The sequence below is a fragment of the Micromonospora sp. NPDC047753 genome (genome assembly GCF_040642735.1).
Classification (GTDB): Bacteria; Actinomycetota; Actinomycetes; order Mycobacteriales; family Micromonosporaceae; genus Micromonospora.
In genome coordinates, this window is record NZ_JBEYSL010000271.1 from 1 (window position 1) to 9,065 (window position 9,065).

Genomic DNA, 9,065 nt, shown 5'->3' on the forward strand with positions numbered 1-9,065 from the left:
CGCCACCCTCGTCTCGCAGCAGCAGAACGAGGAGATGCGCAGCCTCACCGCGGCCAGCTACAGCCAGAACGAGGAGCTGAAGAAGGTCTCCTCCTGGGCGGCGATCCTCTTCGCTCCCACGCTCATCGGCACCGTGTACGGCATGAACTTCGTCCACATGCCGGAGCTGAACTGGCGCTTCGGTTACCTCTTCGCGCTGCTGTTGATGCTGCTGGTCTGCGGCACCCTCTATGTGATCTTCAAGCGGCGCGGCTGGCTCTGACCCGCGCGGCCGGGATTCACTCGATGCCGCGCAGGATGTGCCGTTCGTCCTCGACGTCGTCGTCGCCGGCACTGATCCGGCCGAGCAGTACGGCGGCCGCCCAGATCGTCAGTGGCGTGGCCGCCCCGGTCATTCCCCCGCCGGTCCGGTCGTCCCGGGTCTGGCTCCGCTCCGTGCGCGGTGGCCTGCGCTGAGCCTGCATGGGCCCTGCCTCTCCTCGTCGAAGCCGCCGTGGGTGGCGCGGGGTGACCCCGCGCCACACCGGCCGGGCGGACCGCCTGTGAGCAGCCCACCACCGGTACGACAGCCACTCGAACCTTCCCACGCCCGGCCGCATCCGCACCGCTTGTTTTCGGGTTTCCGACTGCCGCCCGCCAAACCGGACATTACGCCTCGACGGTCGAGGTGCGGTCACGGCAGCGGGTGGGCGATTCCTCGCGCGTGGTCGGTGAGCGCCGCGCCGACCACTGTCGCGCTCAGCGGCAACACCTCCAGACAGCGGCGCACCGCGGCGGCCATCAGAATGTTCGGCACCCGCATGGAGAGCGTGCAGTGCGGCACCCACCGCCCCGGCCGGTAGTGCTCGGCGAGGGCGATGCCGGCGGCGGCGAGCCGGTCGTGCACCAGCCGGTGGTGCGCCAGCAACTCCGGGGTGGGCGCCGGCCCGAGCCAGAGCACCCGACCGACGAACTGGCCGGCATGCTGGAAGTCGAGCCGCAGCGGGGCGGCCACCACAGTCCCCTGTAGCGCCTCGGCGACCTGCTCCGGGTCGAAACGGGGCGCCACCATGAGCGAGACGTGTGGACGGTGGCGCTGCTCCAGCAGCGAGCGCATGCTCTGCACCCCCTCGGCCTCCAGCGCGTCCCAGAGCACCCGGATCCGGCGGGTGGCGTCCGGGTCCAGGTACAACTCCACCGCGGCGACCATTCGATCACCGTAGCGGCCGAGGTTTGCGCGCCCTGGGTTGGCGGTATCTGTTCGGAAACCGATCTGGAAGGCGTGCCCGTGGACGTGAGTGACCTGCTGACCGAGGCGTACGACAGGCTGCCCGACCTCGTCCGCGCGGCGGTCGACGGCCTCAGCCCCGAGCAACTGCGCCACCAGCCCGGACCGGGCGCCAACTCGGTCGGCTGGCTGGTCTGGCACCTCACCCGGGTGCAGGACCACCACGTCGCCGACCTGCTCGACGCCGAGCAGATCTGGGTGAGCGGCGACTGGGCGGGTCGGTTCGGGCTCGCCGCCGACCCCGACAACACCGGCTACGGGCACTCGCCCACCCAGGTCGCCGCCGTGCGGCCGGAGAGCGCGCAGGCGCTGATCGACTACTACGAGGCGGTCGCGGCGCGTACCGGAAGCCTGCTGGCCGGCCTGGGCCCGGCGGACCTGGACCGCGTGGTCGACGAGTCGTGGGACCCGCCGGTCACCCTCGGCGTCCGGTTGGTCAGCATCGTCGACGACGACCTGCAACACGTGGGTCAGGCCGCCTACGTGCGCGGCCTCCTCCAGGCCGACTGACCGCCGGGCTCACGGCACGATCACCGCCCGGCCCTCCAGGGTCCCGTCGCGCAACTGGCGGTACGCGTCTGGCGCGTCGCTGAGCGCGAAGGTGGTGGTCTTCGGACGGACCAGGCCCCGGGCACCCAGGTCGAGCACCTCCACCAGCTCGGGGCGGCTGCCCCAGTACGTGGTCGCGATACTCACCTCGTAGGGCACGGAGAAGAACGACACCCCCACGGTGCCGCCGCCGATCCCCACGATGGTCAGGTCGCCCACGGTGCGGGCCGCCGCCACGCCGAGCGCCAGGGTGGTGTCCGTGCCGACGAAGTCCAGCACCACGTCGGCGCCCCGCCCGCCGGTGGCGTCCCGGATCTCCTCGGCGGCGGTCGGGCCGGAGGTCACGGTGCGCTCGGCGCCGCACTCCTCGGCCAGCCGCAGCGCCTCGGCCCGGGTGTCCACGGCGATCACTCGCGCGGCTGTGGTGGCTTTGAGGATCTGCACACCCACATGCCCCAGCCCGCCGACCCCGATCACCACGGCCGTGCTGCCCGGTGGCAGCTTCGGCCAGGAGCGCCGGATGGCGTGGTACGGGGTGAGCCCTGCGTCGGTGAGCGGTGCGGCCTGTGCCGGGTCCAGACCCTCCGGAAGAGGCACGACGTGCCGCGCGTCCGGGACCAGTTCGAACTCGGCCATGCCGCCGTCCAGTCCAAGGCCGCCGCCCCCGCTCGGTACCGGCGCAGCGGACGGGTTCTCGCAGTACGGGTCGAGCCCGACCCGGCATCGGGCGCAGGTGCCGCAGCCCCAAGCGCCGAAGACGGCGACCGGTTGGCCGACCGACAGCCCGGTCACCCCGGCACCGAGGGCGTGCACCCAGCCGGCGTTCTCGTGCCCGAGAGTGAAAGGTGGGTTCCAGGGCATCGTGCCGGGCTCGAACTCGTCCATCAGGTGCAGGTCGGAATGGCAGGCGCCGGCACCGCCGATCCGGACCACCACCTGACCTGGCCCCGGCGTCGGATCGGGAACCTCGACCAACTCCGGTTCCGACTTCCACTCCCGCAATCGCAGCGCGCGCATAACCGGTGCTCCCGTCCGCTCGGCTGAACCACTGGGCTGCCCACCTCGTCCCAGAGCAAACGGGCCGACGCCGCAGCAGATCCGGCACCTCACCCGTTTCGGGTGAACCGGGCTCACCCCGACGCGGGTGATCCTGCGGGGAACCGTGGGGAGGGGAGCCGATGGGCGCGACGGCGGAGCAGTACCTGCGACAGCTGGACACCGGTCGGCGGCCCGACCTGCCGGAGACCACAGCGGGAACGCTGCGGCTGGACGTGCGCGACGACGGCAGCACCGATCACTGGTACCTCACAGTCGCCGACCAGCAGGTTCAGGTGGCACGGTCGGCCGACGACGCCGACCTGGTCGTCAGCGCGGACCGGTGGGTGTTCGACCGGATGGTCAACGGGCAGCTGCACCCCGGCGCGGCGCTGCTGCGCAACGACCTCGCCGTTCACGGCGACATGCGACTGCTGATGCTGCTGCGGCGGATCTTCGGGGGGCCGAGCGGGGCCCGGCATCCCCGGGAGCTCGGCCGGGCTGCCCTTGCCGCTCGGCCCTCGGACCGGAGCGCGGCGGGTGCCCAGGCCTCAGACCGTCGCCCGGTGCACGCTTGGGAGGGACGGTCGTGAGGCAGGAACTGCTCCACGTGATCGCCGGTAACGTGTTCGCGATCTCCGACGCTCAGGGCGACATCGAGGCCGACCCGCGGTCACCCGTCGGGCTCTTCGCGTACGACACCCGTTTCCTGTCCCACTGGGTGCTCAGGATCGACGGCGAACGGATCAACGCGCTCTCCCGCGACGACCTGACGTACTTCGAGACGCGGTTCGTCCTGGTCCCCGGCGCGGCCAGCCACTACGTCGACGCCGACGTGTCGATCATCCGCCACCGCTCGATCCACGACTGTCTGCACGAGAACATCACGGTGCTCAACCACTCGTCGGAGCCGGCCGACTTCACGATACGAGTGGAGATGGGCAGCGACTTCACCGACATCGCCGAGATCGGGCACCTCCGCCAGCGGGCCGTCGAGGTCGCCGCGGACTCGACGAACCAGCAGCTCGTGCTGCGGTACCAACGGCAGCGCTTCGTCCGCCAGACCACAGTGCGGAGCACCGAACCGGTCGAGGTGGACGAGGGAGGAATGACGTTCCGGGTCCGGATCGCTCCGGAGGGGAAGTGGGAGACCGACCTGCACATCGCCATGACCATGGGCGGTGCGGAGGGGCAGGACGTCCGCGACTCCCTGGAGTCCCACCAGCGGGCCGTGCGTACCGGGATGCGCGAGAGCCTGGCGAACTGGATGGACCAGGCGCCGCAACTGGTGGCCGAACGCGCCGGACTGGAGGAGATGTACCGGGGGAGCCTGGCCGACCTGGCGGCACTGCGGTACCGGCCATTGTCGTACGACGCCCGTGTGCCGATCGCCGGTCTGCCGTGGGCGATGTGGTTGTGCGGACGGCACAGCATCATCACGTGCCTGGAGACGCTGGCGTTCACCCCGCAACTGACCCCCGCGACGCTGCGGATGCTGGCCTTCATGCAGGGTGGCCACCTCGACGACGATCTCGACGAGGAACCAGGCAAGATCCTGGCCCACCTCCGGTACGGCGAATCCGGCGTGTTTGGCGACCGGGCGAACGCGCTGTACTACGGATCGGCGGACACCAGCCCGCTCTTCGTCATCCTGCTCGACGAGTACGAGCGGTGGTCCGGTGACGGGGACCTGGTACGCGAGTTGCGCCACCCGGCCCGGATGGCGCTGGACTGGATCGACGAGTACGGCGACCTGACCGGAGACGGCTATGTGCGCTACCAGCGTCGAAATGAGCGCCACGGCGCCGTCAACCAGTGCTGGAAGGACTCCCCGGACTCAATCACCAGCGCCGACGACAGGCAACCCGCATTTCCCCGCGCCACCTGCGAGTTGCAGGGCTACGCGTACGACGCGAAGAGGCGGGGCGCCCGGCTGGCCCGGGAGTTCTGGGACGACCCCGCGTACGCCGACCGGCTGGAGCGGGAAGCCGCGGCGCTGAAGGACCGCTTCAACCGGGACTGGTGGCTGCCCCACCGGGACTACTACGCGTTGGCGCTCGACCCGTACGGTGAGCCGGTCGACGCGTTGGCCTCCAACATGGGGCATCTGCTCTGGAGCGGGATTGTCCCGGACGACCGCGCGGAGACGGTCGCCGAGCATTTGGTCGGACCGCGCTTGTTCAGTGGTTGGGGGGTGCGCACCTTCGCCACCGGGCAGCGCCCGTACAACCCGGTGGGCGCCCACCTGGGGGCGGTGTGGCCGGCGGACAACGCTCTGATCGCCGCCGGTCTGCGCCGTTACGGCTGCGACACGCACGCGGCCATGATCGCGGGCGGCATCTTCGACCTGGCGCAGACTCTCGGCGGCGCGGTGCCGGAGGCGATCGCCGGGCACGAGCGCAGCCTGACGAAGTATCCGGTGCAGTTGCCGGGGGCCGCGCGCCCGCAGTCGTGGTCGTCCGGGGCACTGCTGATGCTGTTGAGCACCACCCTGGGGTTGCGACCCACCGGCGACAACCTGCTGGTGAACCCGGCCGTGCCCGAGGGGTTCGGTCGGCTGGAACTGCTGGACATCCCGGGCCGCTGGGGCCACTCCGACGCCTACGCCAGGGACCGCACCACCGAGGTTCGGGCACGCACCCGACTCCGCTGAGGCTTGTTCGGCGACCACCGCGCGGCCCGCCCGCGCGGTGGTCGGGTCAGCCCATGGTCTTGGCGCCGTCGATCGACTCCCGCAGGATGTCGGCGTGCCCGGCGTGCTGGGCCGTCTCGGCGATCAGGTGCAGCAGCACCCGCCGGACCGTCCAACTCGCTCCCGGCTCGAACCAGGGCGCCTGCGGCAGCGGGTGCGCCGCGTCCAGGTCGAGGGTCGCTGTCAACTCGTCGGTCCGGGCGGCCACCTCCTGGAAGCGCTCGACCAGCCCGGCGAGGGTCTCGCCCGGCAACATCTGGAACTGACCGACCCAGTCGATCTCCTCGCGGTTCATCGCCTCCGCACCACCGGCGGCGAAGAGCATCCACCGGTGCTCGACGCCGGACACGTGCTTGATGAGGCCGCCGAGGCAGAGACCGCTGACGGTGGGGTGGCTGGCCGCCTGCTCGTCGGTGAGCCCGTCGACCGTCTGCAGGAGGAAACCGCGGTGCCTGCGGAGTGTCTGCAGGAGATCGGCGCGCTCACCGGTGAGCCGCTCAGTGCTGGTCATGCCGCCACCCTTCGTTGATGTCCACCCGGTGCCACCGTAGGGCGAGGCACCGACACTTCCCGGGCACGACACCTCCTCGACCGAAGACCCGCCAGCGGTTGCCGATCCGCGCCGGTGGCGGTCCACTGAATGACATGGGTGTGATTAAGGTGGGCACGTCGTCCTGGGCGGACCAGTCCCTGCTGCGTTCCGGGTGGTACCCACGCTCGGCCAGCACGCCGGCCCGTCGACTGGGCTTCTACGCCAGCCAGTTCCCGATGGTCGAGGTGGACACGTCCTACTACGCCATCCCGGTGCCGGAGACGACCCAGGGCTGGGTGGACGCCACCCCGGACGACTTCACCTTCGACGTCAAGGCGTTCAGCCTCTTCACCGGTCACCCGACACCGGTCGCCGTGCTGCCACGGGACCTGCGACCGGCCGGCGGCCCGAGCCGGATCCGCCGCCGAGACCTGCCCGAGCCGGCGTACGACGAGCTGTGGGCCCGGTTCCGCGCGGCCCTCGACCCGATCGCGGCGGCCGGCAAGCTCGGTGTGGTGATGTTGCAGTTCCCGCCGTGGCTGGTGCGCAGCCCCGCTGCCGAACGCCGGATCGTCGAGCTGGCGCAGCGCTGCCGCCCGTGGCGGGTCGGTGTGGAGCTGCGGCACGGCTCCTGGTTGGACGACGGCGCGGCGGCGGACACTCTGGACCTGCTACGCGCCCACGACCTGTCCCTGGTCTGCGTCGACATGCCACAGGGGCACCCGTCGTCGGTGCCGCCGATCCTGACCATGACGGCGGAGCCGGCGATCGTCCGGTTCCACGGTCACAGCGACGCCTGGCGCGAGGGCGACAAGCAGGAGAAGTTCCGGTACGCGTACGCCGAGGACGAGCTCCGACACTGGGCCGGGCTGCTGGCCGAGTTCGCCGACCTCTCGGACGAGTTGCACGTGCTGTTCAACAACTGCTGCGCAGGGCAGGCCCAGCGCGACGCCACCCGGCTGGCGCAACTGCTCGCCGAGACGATGCTCGTCGAGCAGGCCGTCCCGGCGACCGGCTGATCTTCGCACCGGTCACCCGGCCCGACGCCGGTCCGCTCAGGACCGCCGTCCCCGGCTGCGCAGGGCGTCCTGGGTCGACTCGCCGATGTCCGCGTCGTCGGGGAAGCTCCTGCCGCTGGGGGCGGGATCGGGTGGGGCACCGGGTCCGGCCATCGTCGTACGGGTCGGCTCGACCGAGCCGAAGCCGTGTCGTCCCGCCGGGTCCGACCGGCCCACCGGGGCACCCGCGCGTCGCTCTCCGCGCCGTCCCTCGGGCACCGCGGTCTCCTCGCTGCCCTCGTCCATCGGTGAGTCGTCGCCAGTGCCCCAGGGCGCGTCGGCGTCGAAGCCGTCGCCGGTGCCCCACGACTTGGTCGCCTCCGGCTCCAGCCGGTCGTTGTTCCCGCTGCGTCCCTCGTGCGCCGTCATGGCCACCCCGCTCGTCGGTCCGCCGCTACGGCGGACGATGTGCCGTCCTCGGGCCGGGACCGCCCGCCCGAGCGCGGCGTACGACATGTCGCCGGCACGCCCGCCGCCCGCGCGGGACCCGTCATCGCTCCGGTGCGCGCGCAGGCCGGTCAGCGCCCCGCCGTCGAGGTGGCGGCGGGACGCCGGCCGGCCTGCCGTTCAGCGTCCGGCCATCGCCATCGGCCGCTTGCCGTTGCTCATCCCCGCCATCTTGATCATGCCCTTCGAGGCGCCCTTCATCCCACCGGCGCGACCGAGCATCCCGCGGAACACCTGGCCGGGCTTCTGCTGCTCACCCATGTACGCGGTGACCACGACCAGGGTCCCGGTCAGCGCCGGAATGGCCCACTGGAGCAGCTTCATCTGCCGCTGCGACGAGGCCACACTGGCCGGTGTCTGGTGGTTCGGCTCGGTGGCACCGCTCACCGACGGACCGCCCGCCTTCTCCAGCCGCATGCCGACCAACCGGCTGTAACCGGTGACCGCCAGCGCGCCGATGGTCAACGCGGTCTTGATGGCGCTGACCCGGCCCACGCCGGCCTGGGCCGCCACCCGTGGGCTCTCGGTCACCAGCTCACCGACGGCGCCGGCCAGGTGGGCGCCGATCGCGGCCGCGTTGACCGGTGTCCACTTGGACCATCCGGCCGAGGCGACCGGGAGCCGCTGGGTCGAGTCGCTGATTTTCGCCGCTGCGCCGTTGACGCCGAAGGCACCCATGAGGGAGCCGCCAAACCAGGCCGCCAGGCCCAGATCGTGCATCGAGCGCAGTGCGGTATGCCGTTCGGACATGTGATCCCCTTCCGCCGTGTCGGGCGGTGCGGCTTACCCGCCGGTCGAGCGGCTAACCCCGCCCCGGGCGGGCCGATCACCGCCGTGGCGGGCCGCTACCGGACATCAGCGGCGTCGGCGGTTCTACCTGCCCTGGGCAGGAGTCGTTCGCCCGGCGGCGGGTAGATCCCGAGCGACGCCGACGAGAGGGGAACGCGATGTCGCAGCCGGACGAGAGCCGGGAGAAGACCCCCAAAACAGACGCGGTGCTCATGCACCCCGACAACGACCCACACCGGAACACCGCAGAGGTCGCACCCCGCAAGGAGCACGCCGAGATCCAGGTGGAACGGGACGGGAAACTCGTGCCGCTGGACCAGGACGAGTGAGTCGACCGGCCGGTACGGCTCAGCGGGGCGGCAGGTCGCCGACGAACCCGGCGATCCGCCGCGCCAGCGGGGCACTCGCCCGGACCCAGGTGAAGTGGTCCAGTGCCGCCCCGGCCTGCGCCACTGTGTAACGCTCCCGGGTCACCGGCGCGTCGACGAGCTTCGCGCAGAGGTGGTCCATTGTCTCGTGCGGGGTGAACTGGTCGTCGTCCACACTGACGGCCAGCACCGGGGTCCGCACCGCGCGGACCGCCGCCTCGGTGTCCGTACCGTCGAGCCGGGGGAAACGGCCGCTCCGCGCCGTGTACGCCCAGTCACGGACAACGCCGCGCGCCTGCCGCCCGCCGAAGCCCCAGCCTGGCCAGAC

The 9,065-nt window shown here is 71.6% G+C and carries 12 protein-coding genes and 1 pseudogene; 6 read left to right on the forward strand and 7 right to left on the reverse strand.

Features of this window, described 5'->3' with window-relative positions:
- Positions 1-262 (forward strand): CorA family divalent cation transporter (locus ABZ749_RS21590; protein ID WP_357230307.1); only part of this gene is annotated, 262 nt, incomplete at its 5' end.
- A gap of 16 nt (positions 263-278) precedes the next feature.
- Here the strand turns inward: ABZ749_RS21590 and ABZ749_RS21595 are convergent.
- The gene (locus tag ABZ749_RS21595) at positions 279-464 is read right to left on the reverse strand and encodes a hypothetical protein (RefSeq protein WP_238677098.1); all 186 of its coding nucleotides are present in this window, start codon (positions 462-464) and stop codon (positions 279-281) included.
- Between the two features lie 209 nt (positions 465-673).
- Complete coding sequence (locus ABZ749_RS21600) at positions 674-1,189, reverse strand: 2'-5' RNA ligase family protein (RefSeq protein WP_357230309.1); 516 nt, start codon at positions 1,187-1,189, stop codon at positions 674-676.
- A 78-nt stretch (positions 1,190-1,267) separates the two neighbouring features.
- Here ABZ749_RS21600 and ABZ749_RS21605 point away from each other — a divergent pair, with 78 nt between their 5' ends.
- Positions 1,268-1,777 (forward strand): DUF664 domain-containing protein, encoded by a 510-nt coding sequence (locus tag ABZ749_RS21605; RefSeq protein WP_357230311.1) that lies wholly within the window; start codon positions 1,268-1,270, stop codon positions 1,775-1,777.
- A 9-nt stretch (positions 1,778-1,786) separates the two neighbouring features.
- Here ABZ749_RS21605 and ABZ749_RS21610 read toward each other — a convergent pair whose 3' ends face one another.
- Positions 1,787-2,833 carry an NAD(P)-dependent alcohol dehydrogenase gene (locus tag ABZ749_RS21610; protein ID WP_357230313.1) on the reverse strand — a complete coding sequence of 349 codons (1,047 nt, stop codon included), beginning with the start codon at positions 2,831-2,833 and terminating at the stop codon, positions 1,787-1,789.
- A gap of 161 nt (positions 2,834-2,994) precedes the next feature.
- On the opposite strand from ABZ749_RS21610, the gene ABZ749_RS21615 reads away from it, so the two are divergent.
- Both ABZ749_RS21615 and ABZ749_RS21620 read left to right on the forward strand, forming a co-directional pair.
- Complete coding sequence (locus ABZ749_RS21615; protein ID WP_357230315.1) at positions 2,995-3,444, forward strand: SCP2 sterol-binding domain-containing protein; 450 nt, start codon at positions 2,995-2,997, stop codon at positions 3,442-3,444.
- Positions 3,441-5,504: a glycogen debranching N-terminal domain-containing protein gene (locus ABZ749_RS21620; protein WP_357230317.1), complete on the forward strand. Its 2,064-nt coding sequence runs from the start codon at positions 3,441-3,443 to the stop codon at positions 5,502-5,504. Before ABZ749_RS21615 ends, ABZ749_RS21620 begins: the two co-directional genes overlap by 4 nt.
- A 46-nt stretch (positions 5,505-5,550) precedes the next feature.
- Here ABZ749_RS21620 and ABZ749_RS21625 read toward each other — a convergent pair whose 3' ends face one another.
- Positions 5,551-6,054 (reverse strand): DinB family protein, encoded by a 504-nt coding sequence (locus ABZ749_RS21625; protein ID WP_357196842.1) that lies wholly within the window; start codon positions 6,052-6,054, stop codon positions 5,551-5,553.
- 134 nt (positions 6,055-6,188) lie between these two features.
- Between ABZ749_RS21625 and ABZ749_RS21630 the strand changes: the two genes are divergently transcribed.
- On the forward strand, positions 6,189-7,094 hold the full coding sequence (locus ABZ749_RS21630) for a DUF72 domain-containing protein (protein ID WP_357230319.1): 906 nt from the start codon (positions 6,189-6,191) through the stop codon (positions 7,092-7,094).
- Positions 7,095-7,130: 36 nt separating this feature from the next.
- Here ABZ749_RS21630 and ABZ749_RS21635 read toward each other — a convergent pair whose 3' ends face one another.
- Positions 7,131-7,589, reverse strand: a complete 459-nt coding sequence (locus ABZ749_RS21635; protein ID WP_357230321.1) for a hypothetical protein — start codon at positions 7,587-7,589, stop codon at positions 7,131-7,133.
- Between the two features lie 111 nt (positions 7,590-7,700).
- Positions 7,701-8,330 carry a hypothetical protein gene (locus ABZ749_RS21640; protein WP_357230323.1) on the reverse strand — a complete coding sequence of 210 codons (630 nt, stop codon included), beginning with the start codon at positions 8,328-8,330 and terminating at the stop codon, positions 7,701-7,703.
- A 197-nt stretch (positions 8,331-8,527) separates the two neighbouring features.
- On the opposite strand from ABZ749_RS21640, the gene ABZ749_RS21645 reads away from it, so the two are divergent.
- A complete protein-coding gene (locus ABZ749_RS21645) occupies positions 8,528-8,698 on the forward strand; it encodes a hypothetical protein (protein ID WP_357230325.1) in 171 nt (56 codons plus the stop codon).
- A 19-nt stretch (positions 8,699-8,717) separates the two neighbouring features.
- Here the strand turns inward: ABZ749_RS21645 and ABZ749_RS21650 are convergent.
- Positions 8,718-9,065, reverse strand: a pseudogene (locus ABZ749_RS21650) (alpha/beta hydrolase); the annotation flags it as partial.

Excerpts from the sequence above, each read along its gene's own strand:
- ABZ749_RS21595 (WP_238677098.1), bottom strand. The coding sequence starts at position 464 with ATGCAGGCTCAGCGCAGGCCACCGCGCACGGAGCGGAGCCAGACCCGG.
- ABZ749_RS21600 (WP_357230309.1), bottom strand. The coding sequence starts at position 1,189 with ATGGTCGCCGCGGTGGAGTTGTACCTGGACCCGGACGCCACCCGCCGG.
- ABZ749_RS21610 (WP_357230313.1), bottom strand. The coding sequence starts at position 2,833 with ATGCGCGCGCTGCGATTGCGGGAGTGGAAGTCGGAACCGGAGTTGGTC.
- ABZ749_RS21615 (WP_357230315.1), top strand. The coding sequence starts at position 2,995 with ATGGGCGCGACGGCGGAGCAGTACCTGCGACAGCTGGACACCGGTCGG.
- ABZ749_RS21625 (WP_357196842.1), bottom strand. The coding sequence starts at position 6,054 with ATGACCAGCACTGAGCGGCTCACCGGTGAGCGCGCCGATCTCCTGCAG.
- ABZ749_RS21630 (WP_357230319.1), top strand. The coding sequence starts at position 6,189 with ATGGGTGTGATTAAGGTGGGCACGTCGTCCTGGGCGGACCAGTCCCTG.
- ABZ749_RS21635 (WP_357230321.1), bottom strand. The coding sequence starts at position 7,589 with ATGTCGTACGCCGCGCTCGGGCGGGCGGTCCCGGCCCGAGGACGGCAC.
- ABZ749_RS21640 (WP_357230323.1), bottom strand. The coding sequence starts at position 8,330 with ATGTCCGAACGGCATACCGCACTGCGCTCGATGCACGATCTGGGCCTG.
- ABZ749_RS21645 (WP_357230325.1), top strand. The coding sequence starts at position 8,528 with ATGTCGCAGCCGGACGAGAGCCGGGAGAAGACCCCCAAAACAGACGCG.